A 22,055-nucleotide genomic window follows, 5' to 3' on the forward strand; every position below is an offset into this window, starting at 1 on the left:
AGCGCAGATGGCATCGCTGGGGATTCTGCTGGTCGCGGCGGCGGCGAGTCTGTTCATGGCGTGGGCGATCGGCGCCGGCTCCTCCGGGTCGACGCCCTTCGCGCCCGCGGTCGGCGCCAACGCGATCTCGGTGATGCGGGCCGGCTTCGTCGTCGGGATCCTCGGGCTCGCCGGCGCGGTCTTCCAGGGTGCCAACGTCACCGAGGCGGTCGGCCAGGAGCTCATCCGGGGGGTCACGCTCTCGCCGGTCGCCGCGGTGGTCGGGCTCACCACGGCGGCGATCCTCGTCGCCGTCGGCGTCTTCGCCGGCTACCCGATCGCCACCGCGTTCACCGTCACCGGCGCCGTCGTCGGCGTCGGCCTCGCGCTGGGCGGCGACCCCGCGTGGGCGAAGTACCGGCAGATCGCCGCGCTGTGGATCGCGACGCCGTTCCTCGGCGGGGGGATCGCCTACGGGACCGCCCGCCTGCTGCGCAACGAGGGCGTGCCCGAACGGGCCGCCGTGCCCGCGCTCGCGGGCGTCGTCGGCGCCATCCTCGCCAACGTCCAGTTCGTCTTCCTCGGCCCCGCCGGCGAGCAGGACTCGGTCGTCACCGCGGTCGGGGGCGCCGTCGACGCGCCGCTGCTCGCCGTGCGGGCGGCCGTCTCCCTGGCCTTCGCCGCCGCTGCCGCGCTCGCGCTCTGGGTCGACATCCGCTCGAACGGCGAGCGCGGCCAGCGTCACTTCCTGCTCGTGCTCGGCGGCCTCGTCGCGTTCTCGGCCGGCGGCAGTCAGGTCGGCCTGGCGATCGGGCCGCTGGTCCCGCTGCTCGACCCGTTCGGCCTCCCCATCGTCGCCGTCCTCCTCGGTGGGGGGATCGGCCTCCTCGTCGGCTCGTGGACCGGCGCGCCCCGGATGATCAAGGCCCTCTCGCAGGACTACTCCTCGCTCGGCCCCCGCCGGTCGATCGCCGCGCTCATCCCGTCGTTCGCCATCGCCCAGACCGCCGTCTTCTTCGGCATCCCCGTCTCGTTCAACGAGATCATCGTCTCGGCCATCATCGGCAGCGGCTACGCCGCCGGCAACAGCGCGGTCAGCAAGGAGAAGATGCTCAAGACCGTCGCCGCCTGGGTCGGCTCGCTGGTGCTGGCGCTCGGCGTCAGCTACGGCGCGTTCGCCGCCGTCGACGCCGTGGTGTGACGTTCCCGAGTCCCGGCTACGACAAGTCGGGAACGTCGCTGCCCCGGAGAGGCAGTTCCCGCCAGGTCAGCCCCTGTTCGTCCCTGATCTCGGTGAGCCGCTCCAGTTCCGCCTCGCTGACCTCGATACTGAGCCGTGGCATCCCTGCCGACTGCCCTGTCTCCCGGCACTTAGGTTTCCGCCGCCGACCGCCGCGTGAAGCACCCGCTCCCGAGAACGATTCCGCGAGGCGAGCCAACGCGTCGCACGGTCCGGCAGAGAAAGAAGCTCCGCGAGCGCTCGACGCCTCGACCGGAGGGCGGGGACTTACGCCTCGTCGCCGAGCAGGTCGGCGGGGTCCTCGCCGCCGCGGTCGGTGATCCGGGCGTTGATCTGACGGGTCGCCTCGCCGATCTCGCGGCCGCGGACGGTGACGCGGCGGCGCTCGCCGTCGCGGTCCGGGTCGTAGCCCGTGCCGCCCTCGAGCATGATCTGCTTGAGTTCGGTGCCGCGCACGTCGCCGCGCATCGGGCGCCCGGTCTCGTCGGAGCCGCCGGTGATCTCCAGGGTGAACCCCGAGAGGCCGACGCTTCCCCCGTCGACCTCCTCACCGATCTCGCGGCCGATGAACCGGTTGGCGTCCTGTCCGTCGATCTCGACCTGGTAGGTGTGGCCGTCCTCCGGGTCGGAGACGGCGACCGTGAAATCTGCCATACCCGGTCGAACTCGGCGCGCGTTCAAAAGCCCGTCGGAACGCCCCGTCCGTCGCCGTACCCGCCGAGCCAACCGTTCGCACGGCCCCGCGTCACCGCGGCTCGTGTCCCGCCTCGTCCCCGCCGTCCGCCGCCTCGCTGTCGTCCGCGTCACCCCCTTCCCGCAGGTCGAGGGTGAACCCGGTCTTGGCCTCGGGGTCGAACCCGCACGACTCGTAGAACTCGTGTTTCCAGGCCCGGTCGGAGCCGGTCAACAGCATCACCTTGTAGCAGTCGCGCTCGCGTGCCCGGTCGACGGCCGCCTCGACGCACTGGCTACCGAAGCCCTCGCCGCGGAAGTCCTCGTGTGTGACGACGTTCTCGACCAGCGCGAACGGCCGCGCGCCCCGCGTCAGGTTCCTCGTCACCGACAGCAGGCAGGTGGCGACAAGCTGACCCTCGTGTTCGACGACCACGATATCGAGCGTCTCGTCGGCGAGCATCTCCGCCCACTGGTCGGCCACCGCCTCGGGCGCGAGTTCGGGGTCGTCGGGGTTGAGATGCCGGTAGAGTTCGAGCAGGTCGCCCAGTTCGTCCCGCCGTGCGGATCTGACCGTCGCCATGAGCGTTCGGGCGTGGCTGGGCCGGCGCCGACAATGAATCGCGGTGGTCCGGAGCGGCTGGGTCCCCCAGGCGAACGATGATATGTTCCCGATCCGAACGCTCGGGTATGTCGGGCTGGTCACCGCCCCGCTGACGAGCGCGGCGGACGCTGAACCCCGATCGGGCGCGCCCCGGCTCCCCTCACGCCCGTTCGACACCCACCACGGTCGAGACGCGGGCGTTTTCTTTCAGGCGGATCCCCGCGCCGCCGACCGACAGCGGCACGCGCCCGAGTTCCGACAGCTCCAGCGTCGGGTGGAAGGCACCGCGGGCCCGAACGGCGTCGCGCGTCTGTACCCGCGCGACCGTGTCGTCGGGGACCGCGAGCGACTCGTTGTACTCGACCAGGTACTGCCCCGCATCGAGGTGCCACCACTGGTAGTCGTCGTCCTCGTTCCGGTACCGGCGGTCGTGGGCTTCGATTTCGGCGGCTTCGAGTTCGCCGCCGCCGAAGTCCACCCGACCGGGCTCAGCGACCTCGTAAACCTCCGTGACAGTGAGGTCGACGCCCCGTCCCTCGGTCTGGGTCGGCTCGTGGACGATCCCGTCGACGAACGCCGTCAGGTCGGTCATACCCGAGGATGGGGCCGCGCCGGGCAAAAGCGTGGGGTCAGTCGGGAAGTGTTCGTTTCGTGTGCGAACCCCCTTTTTCCAGCGGAGAGTTTCTCGCGCGTCAGGGGTCGCGTTGGGGAATCCTCCGCTGGAAAAACGTGGGGGAAAACACCGTCAGCGCTCGCTCTGACGGCGAACCGCCTCGCTCCCGATGGTCGCTCGGCGGATGCTCGCCTGATAACTACTTCCCCCGCATTGAGAGATTTACAGGGTGTGTATGCCAACGTTCTATGACGCTCTCTCTCCTCCGTCTTACTTTGGGCAGGCCGCCGAGTGCTCTCTCGGGCGAACGAAACGGCGCCGTCCGGAACGGGATACGGGGTTAGCCGCGCCAGCGGAGGAGACCGAGCGTGAGTCCGCCGAGCGCGAACAGTGTCAGCAGCCCGCCGAGCAGCGGTATCCCTGGTCCCCCGTCGGCCCCATCGGTCCCGTCGGTCGATGCAGCAGTTGCAGTCGCGGTCCCGCCCGGTCGCTGTGGCGATTCTTCCACGGTTCTATCCGGTGTTGGCGTCGGCGCTGGTGTAGCAGCCGGTGTCGGCGTTGAAGTGGGTGCCGGTGTGGCGGTGGCCGTGGGCGTCGGTGTGGACGTAGGCGTCGGTGTCGACGTGGACGTCGCTGTCGGTGTCTGTGTGGTGGTGGCCGTGGGTGTCAGTGTAGGCGTAGCCGTAGATGTCGGTGTGGAGGTGACCGTCGGTGTTGACGTGGGAGCGGCAGTCGGTGTCGGTGTCGATTGCCGTGACTCGTCGCCACCGCCGCCGTTCCCGCCCCCGCCGTTCCCGCCGCCACCGTTCCCGCCGCCATCGTCAGGAGTCTGCGTTCGCGTCACCGTGTTCGTTCGTGTCGGGGTCGGAGTCTGGGTTGGAGTCGGTGTCGATGTCGGAGTCGGTGTCGATGTCGGGGTCGATGTCGAGGTTGGCGTCGGGGTTGGAGTCGGTGTCGATGTCGGAGTCGGTGTCGAGGTTGGAGTCGGTGTCGAGGTTGGAGTCGGGGTCGGTGTCGAGGTTGGAGTCGGGGTCGGTGTCAAGGTTGGAGTCGCTGTCGGGGTCGATGTTGGAGTCGCTGTCGGAGTCGGAGTCGGTGCGCGGTCGATCTCGATAGCTGTCCACCCGAAAGCGCCAGTCGAGGCGCTCTGGGCGAACGTGATGCCGTTTTCGGGGACCTCGAATTCGAGCGTCTGTCCGACGGGCGCATCGCTCCGCAGGTCGACCGCGACGTGGTAGGTCGTCTCGCTGGGGCCGATCCCCTCCGAGAGACCGCTGAAGGTGTACGTGCTTCCGGATTGAGGTGTTACACTCCGGACGAGCGTGTCGTCCCCGTCAGGTTCGAGGGTCCCGTCCCCGTCGTCGCGGTATAGCTCGACACGCTCGATGTACTGCGTGTCGAGGGTGCCGACCTGCTCGACCGTCAGCGATGTCAGCTCGTCGCCGTAGACGCTCGCGCCCGCCGGCGTCGATGCGTCGCCCTCCCGGTACACTTCGTCGCCCGCGTCGAGACCGTTGCCGTCGGTGTCCACGTAGCCGTAGGTGGACTCGTCGAGGTCGGCGAGCGGATCGCCGTTCGACACGTCGAAGGTGCCATCTTCGCCGGCGTTGATCCGCGTGTCCGCCGTCGCCGAGAACGTACCACCGCCGTTCGTGTCGATAAAGAGCGCGTCCGTGGTACCGTCCCACGCCCCGCCGTCACTCGCGTCGTGGGAATCGATTGCCCAGTCGCTGTCCTGTCCTGCGGATATCGGAGTGCCTCCGCTCGGTGCCGTCCCGGCGACGACGAGGTCGGTGCTGGCCGTGTACGCGCCGTCACCGTCGACGTCGACGATGATCTCGTCGCCCGTACTGTAGTCGTTACTGTCGTCCTCGTCGAGCCAGCCGATACCCGAGGGGTTCGAGAGACTGTCCAGCCTGACGAGGGGGTCGCCGCCGGAGACCTGCTGTTCGCCGCCGTCGTTGGTGACGGTATCGAGTGCGTAATCGAAACTCACCGTCCCGCCGTCGTAGTAGTCGACGAAGATGTCCTCGCCGTTCTGGTACTGCCCGTCGGCGTCGTGGCCGGTTTCGGACCCGGTGTTCTCGAAGGCCACGTGGTCCGAGGCCTGGAACTGCTGCAGCGTATCGCCCTCGCTCGCGCCGTTGGCGTCGTCCGACCCGTAGACGAGAATCGTGTCGTCGCCAGCGACACCGTCGCCGTCCTCGTCGCTAGCGTCGTCGGTATCGAGGGTCAAACTGTCGGCGTCGTCGGCGTTCGCGTCGAGCACGACCTCGTCGGTCGGGGTGTAGTCGCCGCTGTCGTCGCTGTCGACGTAGTAGAGTTCGTTGCCCGCGTCGGCACCGCCCGCCGGGATGGAAACTGTCTCCGCCCCAGTCAATGAATCCGCGAGTTCGGCGTCGGGGTCACTCTCGTAGTCCGTCGCGCTCGTTGCCCCGTTGGTGTCGATGACCGTGTCTCCCTTGTCGGTGAACAGTCCGTCCTGGTCCCGGTCGCAACACACGACGTCCTCGCCGGGGTCGAACTCGCCGTTGCCGTTGCTGTCTGCGAGATACTGGTCCGATGCGATGGTACTCATCGACTTGACGGTCTTGCCGGCCGGACTGTCCACGTCGTCGTCGCTCCCGGAGTTCAACACCGTATCCGTCGACGCGGTGTACTCGCCGTTGTCGCGGCTCTCGTAGACGATGGCGTCCTCGCTCGCGTCGAAGCTCCCGTCGGTCCCGTCTGCGTCGAACGAGTCCAGCGACCAGTCGACGTCGAACCCGTCGGCGGTGGTGACACTCGTCCCGCCGGGAACGCGCTCTCCGGCGACGAACGTGTCGTCGGTCGAGTACTGGCCGTCGCCGCCGTCGACGAACAGGCCGTCGGTCGTCCGTTCCCAGTCGTTGCCGTCGACGGCGTCGTGGGAGTCGATGGACCAGTCGTCGTCCTGGCCCGTCGAGAGCGACGCGCCAGCGTTCGGGGCCGTCCCCGCGACGAGCGTGTCGGCCGACCCCGTGTAGACGCCGTCCTCGTCCTCGTCGACGATGATTTCGTCCCCTGTGTCGTAGTCGTCGTTGCCGTCCTCGTCTATCCAGCCGAGATTCGTGGGCGAGCCGTCGAGGGTGTCCAGTCGGATCAGCGAGTCGCCGCCACTCCAGTCGTCGCTCCCGTCGTCGTTGACCACGGGGTCGACGCCGGTCGAGACGGTCCCTCCGTCGTTGTAGTCGAGGTATATCTCCTCGCCCTCCTGGTACTGACCGTCGTCGGTCCCGTCGTGGCCCGAGTCCTCGAAGGCGACGTGGTCCAAGGCCTCGAACCGGCGGAGCGTATCGCCCTCGTTGGCCTCGTCAGTCCAGTCGTCGCCGTACGTGAGTATCACGTCGTCGCCGTTTACCCCGTCGCCGTCCGCGTCGTCGTCACCGGCCACGTCGAGGGTCAGGCTCGTCGTACTCCCGGCGTTGGGTTCCAGCACTATCTCGTCGCTCGTCGTGTAGTCGCCGCTGTCGTCGCTGTCGACGTAATACAGCGCGTACCCGTTGGCCGGCGCATCGCCACCGGCGGGCGGCGACACGGTCTCCGCGCCCGTCAGCGACGCGCCGGCGGGCGCGTCGAAATTATCGGTGAATGCGGGGTCGCTCAGCGTCTCACCCCCGTCGTAGTCGAGTTCGAGGTCGGCCTGTGCCGTGTACTGGTCGTCTTCGTCGGCGTCGGTCACCACGTCCTCGCCCGCGTCGAACTCGCCGTTGCCGTTCCCGTCGACGAGGTGTGGGCCGGTCTCGGACCCGGAGATGTCGCTCATTGGTCGTACCGTGTCGCCGACCTCGCTGTCGACCGTGCTGTCGGGGCCGGCGTTCAGGACGGTGTCGGCCCCCGCCGAGTAGGTGCCGCCGCTGCCGCTCTCGATGACGATCGCGTCCTCGCTGTCGTCCCAGCCGCCGTCGGTCTCGTCGGCGTCGTAGCTGTCGAGCGACCAGTCGCCGTCGAACCCCTCGGCCGTCGTGACGGCCGACCCCGTGGACAGGCCGGAGACGAGCGGGTCCGGCCCGGACGTGTAGGTCCCGTCGCCGTCGCGGTCGAGGATGACCTCGTCGCCGCTCGTGTAGTCGCCGCTGTCGTCGCTATCGTAGTAGAACGCCTCGCTCCCGAACGTCCCGACGGGGTCGCCCGCCGCGGCGCCGCTCGACCCGGAGTGGTCGTTGACGACCGCGTCCTCGCTGCGTACCGTCACCTGCGCGACGGGGGCGTTCCCGGCACCCGGTATCGGACCGTCCTCCGGGTCGGTGACCCGGTCGTTGCCGGCCGTCGCACCGCCGGCGTGGCCGCTGAACGAGACCGGGCCGGCGTACACCGACCCGACGACCAGGGCCGCCAGTGCGAGCGCGTAGAGCCGCTGTCCGGTCTCGGCTGACCCGTCCGCGCTCATTCGTCACACGCGCCTCCCGCTCCGCTCGATCGCTGCTGGACTCGACGCCACGGGAGACCCCGGTCCCTCACTCCGGCCGAACGGCTTGCCCGAGTAACGTGTGACCACGCCGTCGGCGGCGCCCTCGCGGCCGCTGGTGGACGCGCTGGCCTGGACGGCCAACCGCCACCGGGCCGTCCGTCGCCAGTGCGGTGTCTCGATCGACCGTCCCCGTCAGCTGTGTCCGCTCGCGTGCGTCCGTTGTGCCGCTGTCGACTCGCCGCTACCACCCGACCGCGAACCCGATGTCCCATCGTCGAGACTGTTTCCCGGAGCGCCCCTAACTTGAACGCCCACATGAGAGTGGTCGAGGGTCGAGGCGATGTCGATGGGGACGCTCCGCGTTTCGCCGAACGGAGGAGGGCCGGTCGACCGCCCCGAGGCCACGTCCCGAACGATTCGGCCGGGAGAGTCACGGACGCTTCGTCGATGCGGGCGGATCCGAGCCCCGCCGGACGGTCAGTCGAGCAGGTCCGCGAGCAGTTTCCGCTGTGCGATGCGGAGGTGTTCGCTGAAGGTCCATCGCGAGACTCCGAGCATATCGGCGATCTCGGTGGCGTTGTGCTTGCGGTCGCGGTCGAAGTAGCCGTGGCGATAGGCCGTTACGAGCGCCTCGTACTGTCGGTCCGTGAGCAGCGACGCGACGTTCGTCTCGAACAGCGACTCGCCGGTCGTTCCGTGATCCCCCCACCGGATCGACACGCTCGTCTCCGCGTAGCGCTCGCGGACGAGCTCGACGACCGACCGGACGCCGTCGGCACGCGGAACGGTCATCGTCAGCGACGCCTCCGTGGCGGAGACACGGAACCGCTCGAAGGCGACGCCGAGGTTGGCGAGCGCTCCCTCCGGAGTCACGGACTCGACGACGACCGCACACGTGCCCTCTTCGGTCGGGTCGCCGTCGAAACGGCTGACGCCGGCTGTCTCCCCGACGCTTCGCTCGATGGCTCCGACGTCGCCGTCTGACGGAGCGAGGTAGTAGACGGTCGCGTCGGCCCGGGGCACGACCGACGCGACCCGACAGGGACCGTCGAGTCCGGCGTGGTCACAGAGCGCGAGCAACGGGGTGTCGTCGACGATCGTCAGTTCGAGCGTCGCCGGTGCGTCGGTCACCCGTGCCCACCGCCACATCGCCGCACTCAGGGCGTATCCGACCACGTCGCCGTACCGTTCGAGGAGTCGTTTGCGCCAGGGAACGAGATACTCCGTATCGGAAAAGTACACCGTGAGGACGCCGTGGGAGACGCCATTCTGGGCCAGCGGGACCGCGGCCGCTACCTGGAGGTCGTGGCCGGCAGCGATGTCCGTCCAGTCGCCGGTCCCCGAAGGGACGATGCGGTCGACGAAGCAGGGATCACCGCTCGCGAGGGTCCGTACGCCCGGGTCGGCCGTTTCGTGGTACGGCCCGCATTCTTCGCGGACCGTCGACAGATACGCATCGGCACCGGCAGCCTCACGGATCACCACGTCGTCAGTGCCGGCGGACTCGCCGATCCACGCCATCTCGTATCGGTCTCGCTCGACGAGCCGCTCACAGAACGCCCGTTCGAGGGCAGCGCGTGAACTGTGAGTCCCCAGCACTTCGAGAATATCGTACAGCATCTCCTCCCGTTCGTTCTGTTCGGAGCAGTCGTAGGTGACCATGACCGCCTCGTCCGGCCGCGCGTCGAGGGGCGTGACCCAGCCTGCTCGCCTGAACTGCTCGCCGCCGAACTGGACGGGAAACTCGACGTACCGGCGCTCGCCGGTCGAGAGAGACTCCCGTATCGATTCCGTCACGATGTCGGCCGCGGGCGAGTGCAACACCTCCTCGGTTCGCTTGCCGACGAGGTCGCGGGGCGACGGGTAATCGAACACCTGCAGGTCCGAGAACACTGCCCTGTACGTTCCGTCTCTCGACCGGACGGTGACTAACACCGGAAGCGACCGAAGGACGGCTGACAGGTACTCGGCCTCCCAGTCCCGGTGCGAATCGTTTGACACGTCCGGTCAGTAGCGTCGTGGTCGCTCTTAATTCACCCGGCCGAAAACTGACGACAGTTCCGAGTGAACCGGGCCCGTCCCGGCTATTGCGGGTTCAGGTCGCCGGACTCGACCATCGCCTCCAGCGGATTGTCGTCGATCTCCAGCGGGAACTCGACCCGGCCGCGGCGCCGCGCGGACTCCCAGATCCCGAAGATGATCTCGGTGCTGTTGAGGGCGTTCTCGGCGCCGATCACGGGCCGGTCACCGGACTCCAGACACTCCACGACGTGGGCGACCGCGTCGTCGATGGGGTCGGTCCAGGCTCCTTCCTCGACGGTCTCTTCTTCCCATTCCTCGCCGCCGTCGGTCCGCCAGCGCAGGTCCGCGTCCGAGCCCTCGGGGCCGACTTCGAGGACGCCGTCGGTCCCGACGAAGCGCATATCGGCGGGGACGAACGAGCGGTCGCCGCCGGTCGAGACGACGGCGTCGACGCCGGTCTCGTAGCGCCAGTGGGCGTGGGCCTGGTTCTCGTTGTGGGCGCCGAACCACTTGTTCTCCTCCCGGTAGTCGATCTGTCCGATCGCCCACTCGGCGGGCACGTCACCGGCGACGCCCGTCGCGAAGTCGATCGGGTGCGTCCCGCCGTCGTAGATGTTGCCCGGCGACAGTTCGATCCGTTCGAGGTCGCCGACGGCGCCGTCGTCGATCCGCTCGCGGGCTTCGACCCAGGTCGGCTTGAATCGGCGCATGTGGTTGAAGGTGAGCTGGACGCCCGCCTCGCGACAGCCCTCGGCCATCCGCCGGGAGTTCCCCCACGTCAGGTCCATCGGCTTCTCGCAGTGGATCGCGTCGACGCCGTCGGTCCGCGCGCAGTCGAGGACCACGTCGGCGTGGTCCGCGGGCCATATCGAGATCGAGACGATGTCCGGTTCGGCCTCGGCGAGCATCGCCTCGTAGTCCTCGAAGACGCCGCCGTCGTCGATGTCGAAGCGGTCGGCGAACGCCGCGGCGCGCTCGCGCTCCAGGTCCGCGCAGGCGACGAGGTCGCAGTCGTCCAGTTGCTCGTAGCCCTCCGCGTGGTAGTAGTTCATCGCGAACCCCTCGGGGTTCGGGTTCTTCAGGTCCGCCAGGTCGCCCGTCCCGACGAAGGCGACGTCGTGGGTAGTCACGACTACCTCTCTCGCGGGCGCTCCGTTAGTCCTTGCGCCCGCGGAAGCCGACTCGACTCCGTGAATCCCGGCGGACCACGCATATCTGGTCACGAAAACAGATATATGTCCCAAGGCCGAACGACCGGTATGAGCGACCAGTCGGTGGCGGACCGCTGGAGCGAGGAGCGGACGACGTTCCAGCGCGTCTACGACCTGATCGTCGGGGCGCGGGAGTTCGCGGACGCCGCGACGTTCGCCGAGCGGGCCGACTGCTCGGAGACCGCGGCGCGGAACGCGCTCGAACAGCTGACCGAGATGGGGATCGCCCGGCGACGCGAGGGTCGCCCCGCCACGTACCGGCGCAACGACTCGTACTTCCGGTGGAAGCGGGTCGAATCGCTGGCGAACGAACACGACCCGGCCGAGCTACGCCGGCGCGTCGACGACCTGATCGACCGCGACCGCGAACTACAGGACCGATACGGCGTCCCCGAACCCGACGCGGTCGGTACGGAGGATCTCCCCGCCGACGACCACGAGGCGCTCCACGAACGCTGGGACGCCCTCCGCGAGTGGCGCACCGTCCGCCGGGACATCCGCGTCCTGCGGGACGCGGTCGAGCGGGCCGAATCGCGGACCGACGACGGCGTCCCCGCGTGACGTCCGACGACTCCCCGGAGTTCCCGGCGGACGACTCCCCGGGCGGACCGCTGGACGTGCCGACGCTGGAGGTGATGGCCCGGCGTGGCGCGAGCCACGCCCTCGTGAGCGACTGGACGTTCCGGCCGGACAGCATCTCGCCGCGGCGACTCGAACTGCGGCTGGACGACGACCAGTACCCCGCGGCCGTCGACGCCGCCCGGTTCGATGTGCGCTGGTACGAGGGCGGCCAGTACACGATCCACTACGTCGAGTCCCGGGACGGCGACCGGTGGCAGTGTCGCTGGGACCGACACCCGAAACCCGGCGGGCCGACGGCGCAGTTCCACCCGCCGCCCGACGCGTCGAGCGCCGTCGAACCATCGGACCTGAACGGCTCCCACCACCTCGGCGCGCTGTTCGGCGCGCTCGATTGGGCGACCGAGCGGCTCTCGACGCTCCACGAGGACTGAGACGCCGACGTGCTCCGGTACCGTACCGGTCTACTCCTCGAACCCCTCCTCCCACCGGAACACGCCGTCCCTCTGTACGATCTCGCCGTCAACTTCCAGGCGCGAGTCGCCGGTCATGTCGGTGATGAGGTCGACGTGGACCGCCGAGTCGTTGCCCGACTCGCCCTCCGGGAGGTTGGCGTCGTAGGCGCGGCCCAAGGCGAGGTGGACGGTGCCGGCCATCTTCTCGTCGAAGAGGATCCGCCCGGTCGGCCGGTCGATGCCGCGGTTCATCCCGATCCCGAGTTCGCCGAGCTCCCGGGAGCCCCCGTCGGTCCCGATGACCTCGTCGATCACGGCTTCGCCCTGTGCGGCCTCCCAGTCGACGACGACGCCGTCCTTGAACGTCAGTTTCACGTCGCGCACGTCGCGGCCGCGGATCGTCATCGGCACGTCGAAGGTGACGACGCCGGCGGTGTCGTAGGGCGCGGTGAACACCTCGCCCGAGGGGAGGTTGTGCGAGTCGTAGGCGACGCTGGCGGCGGAGTTGACGGCGGTGCGGCCGTCGATGAAGAGGGTGAGGTCGGTCCCCTCGTTGACGATCCGGACCTCCTCGCCGTCGTCGAGGATCGCCTTCAACTGGGCCATCTCCTCGGCGAGGGCCTCCCAGTCGCGCAGGGTGGCGTCGTAGACGAACTCGGCGTACTCCGCGTAGGCCATCCCGGCCTCCTGCGCGAGCGCCCGCGTCGGGTGCAGCGTCGACACCCAGTCGGTCGCCAGTCGGGCCTCCCTGATCCCCTGGCGGGCGCGGCCGTGGCGCTGGGTGCGCTCGCCGGGCACGTCCGCGGTCGCCGCCGTGTTGCGACTCGCGCCCAGCGAGAGCACGCTGTCCGCGTTCTCGTACAGCGAGAGCTCGTACTCGGGGTCCTCGTCGAACTCGCCGTCGTGGGCGCGGAGGTAGGCCCGCCGGACTTCCTCGGAGTCGTAGACGGTCGTCACGTTCGCGCCGCGCTCGCCCAGCGCTTCCGCGACGGCGACTGCGAGGTCGTGCGCCCCCTCGTCGACGCTGACGACCACGCCGTCGCCCTCGTCGATCCGCGCGCTCCAGTCGACCAGCGTCTCCGCGTGCTCGCGTACGCGTTCGTCCATACCCCGCCGTCGGCCGCCGCGGACTAAACGGTGGCGCGCCCGCCCTACCCGACGGCGACCCGCGGAGCAACCGTCGAATCCCTCGCTTTTCCCGTCCGGGACGTCATCCTGTCATTCGAATTTAGGCCTGCCTAAGTTCCGAAACGGCTTTACCGGATTAGGTTGGCCTAAAACGTATGTCCGATGCCGACCCCGGTTCCGACGCGACGCGCAGAACGTACCTGGCCACCGCAGCGGCCGTCCTCGGCGGCGCCCTGGCGGGCTGTGCCAGCGACGGCGGATCGACCGACACGCCGGGCGACGACGCCGGCGCGACCGACGAGCCGGCTTCCACACCCACCGACACGCCGACTCCGGCGCCGACCGACGACTCGGGGACCGCGACCGGAACGCCGGCCGGAACGGGGTCGCCCGTCGAGACGCCCTACTCGGTGTCCATCGAGCCGGTGGGGAGCGTCCAGTTCGACGCCGTCCCCGAGACCTGGGTCGCCAACAACGGCTCGTGGGCCGACATGGGGATCGCCCTGGGCCTCGAACCGCCGGAGGGCGTCTGGTTGAAGAGCCGTTACCACACCGACTACTACGACCCGATCCCCGGTGTGAGCGTCGACAAGAGCGACATGGTGTCGCTCTACCAGGACGGCGGCGTCGGCACGGAGCTGTTCTACGAACTCGACGCCGACGTTCACGTCATGGACCCGAACTTCCTCATGAACCGATTCAAGGGGTGGGAGCAATCGGACGTCGAGGAGATCCGCGCGGAGATCGCGCCGCTGTTCGGCAACTGCATCTACGCCCAGCACTACCCCTGGCATTCGGACTACCGCTACTACACCCTCTTCGAGGCGTTCGAGAAGCTCGCGAAGGTGTTCAAGCGCACGGACCGCTACGAGGCCTTCGAGGCCGTCCACGACGAGTTCCAGTCGAACCTCGCCCCCGTCGTCCCCAACCAGGGAAGCCGTCCCGAAGTGGCTGTCCTCTGGGGCGTCGGCAACGAGCCCGTCGAGTACTACCCCTACATCATCGGCGAGGGGACCGGCTTCAAGCACCTCCGTGACCTCCGCGTGCGCGACGCGCTCGCCAGCACGGACATCAAGGACTTCCACGGCTCGCGGGCGGCCATCGACCTGGAGACGTTGCTGAAGGTCGACCCCGAGGTGATGATGCTCCGCGGCTGCGAGGCCATGTCCACCTCGGAGTTCGAGGACACGGTCGTCTTGTTCCTCGAAGACCACCAGACTGCGAGCACGCTCACGGCGGTCGAGAACGGCGACGTGTACCGGGCCGGCGGCCTCTACCAGGGTCCGATCACCAGTATGGTGTTGACCGAGCGGACGGCGAATCAGCTGTACGGCGCCGACGCGGAGCTGTTCGACCGCGAGCGCGTCGCGGAGATCGTCGCGGGTGACCTGTAGATGAGCGACGCGGACGAGGACGGCGGTGCGGACGCGACCGACGGTCCCGCGGTCGGCGCCGGGACCGAGGTCGAGTCGGGGTCCGCCGACGCCGTCGTCGTCGGTTGCGGCCCCGCGGGCGCGGCAGCGGGCGTGTTCCTCGCCCGCTACGGGCTCGACGCGGTCGTCTTCGACCGCGGGACCGCGTCGCTCGACCGCTGCGCGTTCCTCGAGAACTACCCCGGCTTCCCGGCGGGTGTCGACGTGGACACCTTCCAGCGGTTGCTCCGCGACCACGCCCGCCAGGCCGGCTGTCGGGTCGTCGACGACCTCGTCGAGTCGGTCGAGCGGGCGACCGACGCGGACGGTCCGGACGCGGCCCCGCCGGCGGGTCCCCTGGCCGTCTCGACCCAGGACGGCCGTCGCGTCGTCGCCGAGCGGGTGGTCGCCGCCACGCGCTACGACGGCGAGTACCTCCGGCCGCTCGGCGGCGACGCGATGTTCGAGACGCACGAACACGACGGCGAGGAGCACGAACACTTCGACCCCGACTACCCCGACGCGGACGGTCGCACTCCTGTGGAGGGGCTCTACGTCGCCTCGCCGGCCGGCCAGCGCGACGTGCAGGCGGTCGTCGCCGCCGGCCGGGGCGCCCACGTCGCGCGGACGCTGCTCGAAGACCGCCGCGCCGAGCGGGGCTTCCCCCGCGAACTGGCCCGCCACTACGACTGGCTGCGCCCCGACAGCGAGTTCGAGGGCGAGTGGGGCGACCGCGAGCGCTGGCGCGAGTGGTTCGACGAGCGGGTTCCCGAGGACTTCGAGTCCGAGGAGGGCGACGAACCGCTCACCGACCTCCGCGCGGAGTACGTCGACGACGCCTTCGACACCCGCCGGAGCGCCGACGAGGTCGCCGACCTGACCGACCGCGCTCACCGGCGCCTGCTCGAACACCTCGACGACGACGCGGTCCTCGAACGCGCCGCCGAGATCGAGGCCGAACGGGCCGAAGCGACCGACCCGGAGGGACCTGACCCGTGACTCCCCGCGCCGCCACCCGACGGACCGAACCGCAACCACTAAGCCGTTGTTTAGGCATACCTAAACCGATCGAATGGTAGAGAACGCCGCCTCGGGAGCGGAGACGGAGTCGAGTACGGAGGGGTCCGACAGCGCCCGCCTCGACTGGGTCGACCGGTCGCTGCTGGGGCTGTGTCTGGGGGCCCTCGCGGTGACCGTCGCCGCGGGGCTCGTCCAGGTGAGCTTCGGGTCGTACTCGATGCCCGCCGTGCGGGCCTGGCGGTCGGTCGTCGACCCCGCAGTCCTGCTCGACCACCGCTGGATGCTCAACTTCCTGCTCGGCGAGGGGCTGATGCGGACGGTCACGGGCTTCCAGGGCGAACTGCCGGAGCTCGCGACGCCGACGCTCATCGTCTGGACGATCCGCCTGCCGCGGGTGTTCGTCGCCGGCCTCGTCGGCGCGAACCTCGCCGTCTCCGGCGCCATCTTCCAGGCCGTGACGCGCAACGAGCTGGCGAGCCCGTTCGTGCTCGGGGTCTCCTCGGGGGCGGGCCTGCTCATCCTGCTGACGCTCGTCGTCTTCCCGGTGCTGGCGGCGGCGCTGCCCATCATCGCCGCTGCCGGCGGGATGGCCGCGTTCCTGCTGGTCTACGTCATCGCCTGGAAGGGCGGCACCTCCCCCGTGCGGCTCGTGCTGGCGGGGGTCATCGTCGGCACCGTCTTCCAGAGCCTCCAGACCGGCCTGTTCTTCTTCGCCGACAGCATCGGCGTGGTCCAGTCGGCCATCGCGTGGACGACCGGCTCGCTGACCGGCGTCGACTGGGAGCAGGTCCGCACCGCGCTCCCGTGGTCGGTCGTCGCTATCGGCCTCTCGCTCGTCGGCGCCCGACAGCTGAACGTCCTGCTTTTGGGCGAGCGGACCGCCTCGTCGCTCGGGATGAACGTCGAGCGGATGCGCTTCGCCCTCTCGGCGGTGGGCGTGCTCGCGGCGGCGGCCTCCATCGCCGTCGCCGGCATCGTCGGCTTCGTCGGCCTCATCGTCCCCCACGTCGTCCGCAACATCGTCGGCAGCGACTACCGCCGGCTGGTCGTCGGCTGTCTGTTCGCCGGGCCCGCCCTGCTGGTGGCCGCCGACGTGGGCGCGCGGCTGGCCATCCCCGTCCTCGCGGGCGGGAGCGGCCAGCTCCCCGTCGGCATCGTCACCGGCCTCGTGGGCGGCCCGTACTTCCTCTACCTGATGCGCAAACAGGAGCAACTCGGAGAGATATGAGTCAGAGCGACGCCACCCCGACCGAACCGCACCACCCCGACGAACACACCGACTGCGACGAGACGCCCGACCCCCAGTCGGGGCTCTCGGCGCCCGCTATCGGCACCGCTGACGCCGGCGGCACCCCCTTCGAAGCCGAGGATCTGGTCGTCGGCTATCCCACGAGCGAAGAGCCCGTCGTCGACGGCGAATCGCTCGTCGCCGCACCCGGCGAGGTGACCGCCCTGGTCGGCCCCAACGGCAGCGGCAAGAGCACCCTCCTGAAGGCGATGGCCGACCAGCTCGCCCCCGAGGCGGGCGCCGTCCGCATCGGCGGCAGCGAGGTCGCCGACATGGACGCCAAGGACCTGGCCCGTCGGCTGGGCCTGCTCTCCCAGGAGAACGTCGCGCCCGACAGCATCACCGTCGAGAAGCTCGTCGAACACGGCCGCTATCCCCACCGGGGCTTCTTCGACGGGCTCACCGACGAGGACCGCGCCGCGATCGACCGCGCCATCGACCTCGCCGGCGTCGACCACCTGCGGGGCCGCGACGTGGGCAGCCTCTCCGGCGGGCAGAAACAGCTGGTCTGGATCGCGATGGTGCTCGCCCAGGAGACCGACGTGCTCCTGCTCGACGAACCCACGACGTTCCTCGACATGCACCACCAGCTCGAAGTGATGGAGATAATCGAACGGCTCCGCGAGGAGAGCGACAAGACCGTCGTGGTCGTCCTCCACGACCTCCAGCAGGCCGCCCGCCTCGCCGACCGGGTCGTCGCGCTGAAGGACGGCGCCGTCCGGAGCCGCGGCGACCCCGAAGCGGTCGTCACCGAGGAACTGCTCGCCGACGTGTTCGGCATCGAGGCGGATGTCACGCCGACCGAGCGCGGCCCGCAGATCACGCCGCTCCGACCGCTCCACGACTCGGACGGCGGGGACTGACCCGACTTCGCCGTTTCCCAGCCGCCTCCCCACCGCTCTTCTGTCGATCCCTCGCTCGCTCCCGCGAGCCCGCCCAGTCGCCGCGTCTGACGCCGTCGATCGCGCGTGTATGTCTGGAGTTCGCGGCGCGACCGATCCGTCCGGGGCCGCGCTTCCCGGCCGCTCAGAGCGCGTCGCGCTCGGCTTCGATCCGCTCGACGTACGCTTCGGTCACTCGCTGGAGGATGGCCTCACCCGCTTCGGCCGTCGCTTCGCCGGGGTCGCCGAGGACGCCGTTCTCGGTGATCGCCCGGAACCCCTCGCTCAGCAGTCGCGCGGTCGAGAACTCGCCGTCGGGTCCGGGTTCGAACTCGTCGGTCCGTACCAGGTCCTCGTCGATGGCCAGGACGACCGCGGTCTCGGCCGCGCCCGCGTGGATCACGTCCTGGTCGTAGTCGATCCCCGCCTCGGCGAGGCCCTCGTTGAGCAACCGCATGTGTTCGTCGAGGTCGGCGAGCGCGATCACGCTCGCGTCGATCTCGCGGCCGATCTCCGGCGCGACGGTGGTGACCGGGCCGAAGTTCCCGCCGTGCGTGGGGACGAGTACCACGTGCTCGAAGCCGTGTTCGTCCAGCGAGCGGCAGTACGAGCGGATAACCTCCATCAGCGTCTCGGGCGGGACGGTGATCGTCCCCGGGAACTCCATGTGATGGCCCGAACAGCCGGGGCGGATCGCCGGCGCGGCGAGCGCGTCTCCGAGGTCCGCCGCGATCCGGCGAGCGAGTTCTTCACCGTCCAGCGTGTCCATGTTCAGCGGGAGGTGCGGCCCGTGCTGCTCGATGGACCCGACCGGGACGACCACCGTCTCGGTCCCGCCGGCGAGCGCCGATTCGACCTCCGGCCACGTCAGTTCCGCAAGGCGTACCGATCGACGAGAAGTCATACCGACTGCACAGGTGTTCGCGATGAAGTTCTTCCGGTCGGTCGGGGGCTGGTAACACACCTCGTCTGGGTCGCGGTCGCGGCTCGTTTCCGTCACCGACGGCTCTCGCGGGCGAAATATCGCTTTCGGAAGCTCTCGCGTTCGATCCCGCGCGTTCCGTCGTCGGGGTCGTTCCGGGACCGTCTGACGCTGTCAAGCGCATGCCGATATACCGAATGCCCCGGACGCGTCCGCTCGTCGCCACTCCGGAGCGCGAAGAAACGCGGCCGGGCGCCGGGATCGGGATTCGTCGCCCTTCCCTCGCCGCGTCCGAAGCTATGTGGTACGATATCTATCAGCAAGAGCGTCGTTGGCCGGTGCGTATCGGTCGCTCTCCGGTTCCTGTCTCGATTCACTCTCGACAGTATCGCGACAGTCGACACGGTGTCGTCGGTCGGTTCCCCGCACCGCAGTGTTTACCGCCACTCGCTCGGCGGGTCCGCCCATGGCGACGACCCTCGACGGCGAGGCGCTGGCCGCCCGGCTCAGAGACGACCTCCGCGACTCGGTCGAACGGCTCGCCGAGGCCGGCGCCCGGCCGGGACTGGCGACCGTTCACGCGGGCGACGAGCCGGCCGCCGCGTCCTATGTCCGGATGAAACAGCGCGACTGCGAGGCGGTGGGCATCGAGGGGACCCACGTCGACGTCGACTCCGACGCGCCCGAGTCCGAGCTGCGCGACGTGCTCGCCGACCTGAACGCCGACCCGGCCGTCCACGGCGTCCTCGTGCAGGACGACGTGCCGGACCACGTCGAGTGGATGGACGCCGTCCGGCGAATCGACCCCGAGAAAGACGTCGACGGCCTCCACCCCGACAACGTCGGTCGGCTGGTCGCCGGCGACCCCCGGTTCGTCCCCTGCACGCCGCTGGGCATCCGGCGACTGCTCGTCGAGTACGATATCGAACTCGCGGGCGCGGACGTGGTCGTCTGCAACCGCTCGATGATCGTCGGCAAGCCGCTGGCGGCGCTGCTGGGCGCTCGCGGCGCGGACGCCACTGTCACCGTCTGTCACTCGCGGACGAGGGACCTCGCGGCGAAGACGCGCGACGCGGATATCCTCGTCGTCGCCGTCGACAGTCCCGGGTTCCTCGACGGGTCGATGGTGACCGAGGGGACGACGGTCGTCGACGTGGGGATCGGCCGCGTTCCGACCGACGACGGCGGGTACGAACTCGCGGGCGACGTCGACCCGGCGACCGTCGAACCGAAGGCCGACTACTTCGCGCCCGTCCCCGGCGGCGTCGGCCCGATGACGCGGGTGATGCTGCTCCGCAACACCGTCGAAGCGGCCCGGAGACAGGCCGAAGTCCCCGCCGACTACTGACGGCATCGCGGCCCCGCCTCGAACCACAACCCCTACTTGCGCGCCCGGTGAGGCTCGGCGTATGCAACTGGGCGTCGTCGGACTCGGCCGGATGGGACAGATCGTCGTCGACCGCGTGCTCGCAGCGGGCCACGACGTGGCGGCCTTCGACCTCGACGAGGAGGCCGTCTCGCGGGCGGCCGACGCGGGCGCGACCCCCGCCGACTCCGTGGTCGACCTCGCGGATCGGCTCGGCGCGGACAAGCGGATCTGGCTGATGGTCCCCGCCGGCGACGCCGTCGACGCGGCGCTCGACGACCTCGAACCGCACCTCGACGGCGACGATATCGTGGTCGACGGCGGCAACTCCCACTTCGAGGACTCCGTGCGTCGCGCCGAGGCCACCGACGCCGCCTACCTCGACTGCGGGACCTCGGGGGGCCCCGCCGGCGCGGAACTGGGCTTCTCGCTGATGGTCGGCGGCCCCGAGTGGGCCTACGAGGAACTGACGCCGGTCTTCGACGCCGTTGCGACTGGACCGGACGGCCACGACCGCATGGGTCCCGCCGGTTCGGGCCACTACGTCAAGATGGTCCACAACGGCGTCGAGTACGCGCTGATGCAGACCTACGGCGAGGGGTTCGAACTGCTGGCGAACGGCCGCTACGACCTGGACCTCGAATCCGTGGCGCGCACCTGGAACAACGGCGCCGTCATCCGCTCGTGGCTGCTGGAGCTCTGCGAGGAGGCCTTCGCGGAGGAGGGGTCGGACCTCGGGACCGTCGCCGACCGCGTCGAGGGCGGGTCGACGGGCACCTGGACCGTCCAGGAGGCCCTGGAACAGGAGGTTCCGGTTCCCCTGATCTACGGGGCGCTGGCCGAGCGCTTCGACTCCCGGTCATCGGGCGGCGAGGGTCCCGGTCGGTTCTCCCGGCGGCTGGCCAACCGGCTACGCTACGGGTTCGGCCGCCACGAGGTGCCGCGGCGAGAATGAAGATCATCGGTCCCGAGGTTTGGAGTCACTCCTGACCGACTAATTTGTGATACCAAAATTGGTTAGTAGGTATGCTCAATGAAATTTGTGTGTAGGTTGCCAATATGGAGCGAGTTGTCTATAACTGTGAGTTAGTAGATGTACGCCCCGATCATACATTCGACGGTCAAAGAGCAAACCCATACAGAGCCATCAGTGATTCAGATCAGGATACTATCATTCGTAGATTAAAGAGAGAATTTGGAGAGAACGAGGTTAATTCTGTTTTATCTCAAATATGGGATTGGAAACGGACATCGTATGCAAACCATGCAAAGTCCCATGAAGTGTTCTACGACAGCGCCTTTGAAATCGATGCTCCACCACGAAACGGGGATCTTGTTGCTGTGGAGCCATGGGGTTCCCAGCAGGAAATCATTGAGAGATTATACGAACTAACACAGGCATTTTTGGATCGTAACTTTGGGGACTCGGTGCCTGTGTATCGCGGTCTAAAACATCTGGTTCCAGAGGTTATAACGGATATTCTAGAGAGGCCGGGCCGAACCAAAGTTACCACCTCATTTTCCTGCCTGTGTAACTTTACGGTAGATCCCATTATAGCGAAGAGATACGGTTCTCTTGTTATCCAACTTGACTTAAGACCAGAAGATATCCTATTGGCTCCGGATTTCATCCTAAAGCACCGCGAGGATGGAGAGATTGTACACAGAGATGCTGAAGTACAGGTCCGAGGTGACACGCTTCCAGAGATCAGCATCGGGAATTTCTTACTACCAGAATCAATGGAACCGATCGCGCACAAATTAATCAATCCAAAGAAGGCATCAAAATCAGAACATCACGAGATATGCATGGTCTTATCCGTTTTGGATGAACGGGGTACAAAAATCACGGAGAGAGACTCAATGGACCGTCTTTGGGAGTGGTTTGACGCCTACCAAAGTGAACTCACCATGCATGAACACTACCTGTTGAATAAGGCAGAATCTCATCTCACATCCCTTTCGGCTGTCCAATGAACGATGAATATTTATTAGCCGTTTAGACTGAGCGAAGAAATTAAATTGCAAGAAATCGAAGTCCAACTATCATGGGATTAGACTTCACCTCGAAAGAAAATCTAAACTGGCTTGCAGAGAGCCGGGAAGAGGGTGAAGTATAGTAGTCGTTAGAAATAATTGCTCACTGTTGGAAGCGAGAGTTGGTCGAGAGCAGTATCGATCGCGGTGGTCAGTTGCTCAAGCGAGTCGAAGAACCGGTTGCTGAGAGCGTTTTG

Annotated in this window: 19 protein-coding genes and 1 pseudogene; 10 read left to right on the forward strand and 10 right to left on the reverse strand. The window is 68.3% G+C overall.

The window, feature by feature from the left end:
* The first annotated feature begins 7 nt into the window (after positions 1–7).
* Positions 8–1,180 (forward strand): inorganic phosphate transporter, encoded by a 1,173-nt coding sequence (locus ACMGFI_RS18410; protein ID WP_436911499.1) that lies wholly within the window; start codon positions 8–10, stop codon positions 1,178–1,180.
* A 16-nt stretch (positions 1,181–1,196) separates the two neighbouring features.
* On the opposite strand, the gene ACMGFI_RS18415 is transcribed toward ACMGFI_RS18410, so the two are convergent.
* The 7 genes from ACMGFI_RS18415 to ACMGFI_RS18445 all read right to left on the reverse strand — a co-directional run bounded on the left by ACMGFI_RS18415 (position 1,197) and on the right by ACMGFI_RS18445 (position 10,689).
* Positions 1,197–1,322: a hypothetical protein gene (locus tag ACMGFI_RS18415; RefSeq protein WP_436911500.1), complete on the reverse strand. Its 126-nt coding sequence runs from the start codon at positions 1,320–1,322 to the stop codon at positions 1,197–1,199.
* Positions 1,323–1,486: 164 nt separating this feature from the next.
* Positions 1,487–1,873 (reverse strand): 30S ribosomal protein S6e, encoded by a 387-nt coding sequence (locus ACMGFI_RS18420; RefSeq protein WP_436911502.1) that lies wholly within the window; start codon positions 1,871–1,873, stop codon positions 1,487–1,489.
* 91 nt (positions 1,874–1,964) lie between these two features.
* The gene (locus ACMGFI_RS18425; protein WP_436911503.1) at positions 1,965–2,672 is read right to left on the reverse strand and encodes a GNAT family N-acetyltransferase; all 708 of its coding nucleotides are present in this window, start codon (positions 2,670–2,672) and stop codon (positions 1,965–1,967) included.
* Entirely contained in the window at positions 2,656–3,087 is a 432-nt protein-coding gene (locus ACMGFI_RS18430) for a dCTP deaminase/dUTPase family protein (RefSeq protein ID WP_436911505.1), read from the reverse strand. The genes ACMGFI_RS18425 and ACMGFI_RS18430 overlap by 17 nt, the downstream gene beginning before the upstream one ends.
* Before the next feature lie 361 nt (positions 3,088–3,448).
* The gene (locus ACMGFI_RS18435; RefSeq protein ID WP_436911507.1) at positions 3,449–7,516 is read right to left on the reverse strand and encodes a hypothetical protein; all 4,068 of its coding nucleotides are present in this window, start codon (positions 7,514–7,516) and stop codon (positions 3,449–3,451) included.
* Between the two features lie 498 nt (positions 7,517–8,014).
* Positions 8,015–9,538, reverse strand: coding sequence for a helix-turn-helix domain-containing protein (locus ACMGFI_RS18440; protein ID WP_436911508.1), 1,524 nt, complete (start codon positions 9,536–9,538; stop codon positions 8,015–8,017).
* An 83-nt stretch (positions 9,539–9,621) separates the two neighbouring features.
* Entirely contained in the window at positions 9,622–10,689 is a 1,068-nt protein-coding gene (locus tag ACMGFI_RS18445; RefSeq protein ID WP_436911509.1) for a Gfo/Idh/MocA family protein, read from the reverse strand.
* A gap of 129 nt (positions 10,690–10,818) precedes the next feature.
* Between ACMGFI_RS18445 and ACMGFI_RS18450 the strand changes: the two genes are divergently transcribed.
* Entirely contained in the window at positions 10,819–11,331 is a 513-nt protein-coding gene (locus tag ACMGFI_RS18450; RefSeq protein WP_436911510.1) for a DUF7342 family protein, read from the forward strand.
* The gene (locus ACMGFI_RS18455) at positions 11,328–11,783 is read left to right on the forward strand and encodes a toxin-antitoxin system TumE family protein (RefSeq protein WP_436911512.1); all 456 of its coding nucleotides are present in this window, start codon (positions 11,328–11,330) and stop codon (positions 11,781–11,783) included. Before ACMGFI_RS18450 ends, ACMGFI_RS18455 begins: the two co-directional genes overlap by 4 nt.
* A 30-nt stretch (positions 11,784–11,813) precedes the next feature.
* On the opposite strand, the gene ACMGFI_RS18460 is transcribed toward ACMGFI_RS18455, so the two are convergent.
* On the reverse strand, positions 11,814–12,911 hold the full coding sequence (locus ACMGFI_RS18460) for an aminopeptidase (RefSeq protein WP_436911514.1): 1,098 nt from the start codon (positions 12,909–12,911) through the stop codon (positions 11,814–11,816).
* Positions 12,912–13,087: 176 nt separating this feature from the next.
* Here ACMGFI_RS18460 and ACMGFI_RS18465 point away from each other — a divergent pair, with 176 nt between their 5' ends.
* From ACMGFI_RS18465 to ACMGFI_RS18480, 4 genes are all read left to right on the forward strand, one after another.
* Positions 13,088–14,326 (forward strand): ABC transporter substrate-binding protein, encoded by a 1,239-nt coding sequence (locus tag ACMGFI_RS18465; protein WP_436911515.1) that lies wholly within the window; start codon positions 13,088–13,090, stop codon positions 14,324–14,326.
* Positions 14,327–15,343, forward strand: coding sequence for an FAD-dependent oxidoreductase (locus tag ACMGFI_RS18470; RefSeq protein WP_436911517.1), 1,017 nt, complete (start codon positions 14,327–14,329; stop codon positions 15,341–15,343).
* A gap of 73 nt (positions 15,344–15,416) precedes the next feature.
* Positions 15,417–16,592 (forward strand): FecCD family ABC transporter permease, encoded by a 1,176-nt coding sequence (locus ACMGFI_RS18475; protein ID WP_436911518.1) that lies wholly within the window; start codon positions 15,417–15,419, stop codon positions 16,590–16,592.
* Positions 16,589–17,515: an ABC transporter ATP-binding protein gene (locus tag ACMGFI_RS18480; protein WP_436911520.1), complete on the forward strand. Its 927-nt coding sequence runs from the start codon at positions 16,589–16,591 to the stop codon at positions 17,513–17,515. Before ACMGFI_RS18475 ends, ACMGFI_RS18480 begins: the two co-directional genes overlap by 4 nt.
* Positions 17,516–17,678: 163 nt before the next feature.
* On the opposite strand, the gene ACMGFI_RS18485 is transcribed toward ACMGFI_RS18480, so the two are convergent.
* Positions 17,679–18,437: a creatininase family protein gene (locus ACMGFI_RS18485; protein ID WP_436911521.1), complete on the reverse strand. Its 759-nt coding sequence runs from the start codon at positions 18,435–18,437 to the stop codon at positions 17,679–17,681.
* A gap of 484 nt (positions 18,438–18,921) precedes the next feature.
* On the opposite strand from ACMGFI_RS18485, the gene ACMGFI_RS18490 reads away from it, so the two are divergent.
* From ACMGFI_RS18490 to ACMGFI_RS18500, 3 genes are all read left to right on the forward strand, one after another.
* Positions 18,922–19,803 (forward strand): bifunctional 5,10-methylenetetrahydrofolate dehydrogenase/5,10-methenyltetrahydrofolate cyclohydrolase, encoded by an 882-nt coding sequence (locus ACMGFI_RS18490; protein ID WP_436911523.1) that lies wholly within the window; start codon positions 18,922–18,924, stop codon positions 19,801–19,803.
* A gap of 61 nt (positions 19,804–19,864) precedes the next feature.
* Positions 19,865–20,776: a phosphogluconate dehydrogenase (NAD(+)-dependent, decarboxylating) gene (gene gnd / locus ACMGFI_RS18495; RefSeq protein ID WP_436911524.1), complete on the forward strand. Its 912-nt coding sequence runs from the start codon at positions 19,865–19,867 to the stop codon at positions 20,774–20,776.
* Between the two features lie 104 nt (positions 20,777–20,880).
* Positions 20,881–21,798 carry a hypothetical protein gene (locus ACMGFI_RS18500; protein WP_436911526.1) on the forward strand — a complete coding sequence of 306 codons (918 nt, stop codon included), beginning with the start codon at positions 20,881–20,883 and terminating at the stop codon, positions 21,796–21,798.
* A gap of 149 nt (positions 21,799–21,947) precedes the next feature.
* Here the strand turns inward: ACMGFI_RS18500 and ACMGFI_RS18505 are convergent.
* Positions 21,948–22,055, reverse strand: a pseudogene (locus ACMGFI_RS18505) (IS630 family transposase); the annotation flags it as partial.

The sequence above is a fragment of the Halosimplex marinum genome (assembly GCF_051414075.1).
In the GTDB taxonomy this organism is placed as follows: domain Archaea; phylum Halobacteriota; class Halobacteria; order Halobacteriales; family Haloarculaceae; genus Halosimplex; species Halosimplex marinum.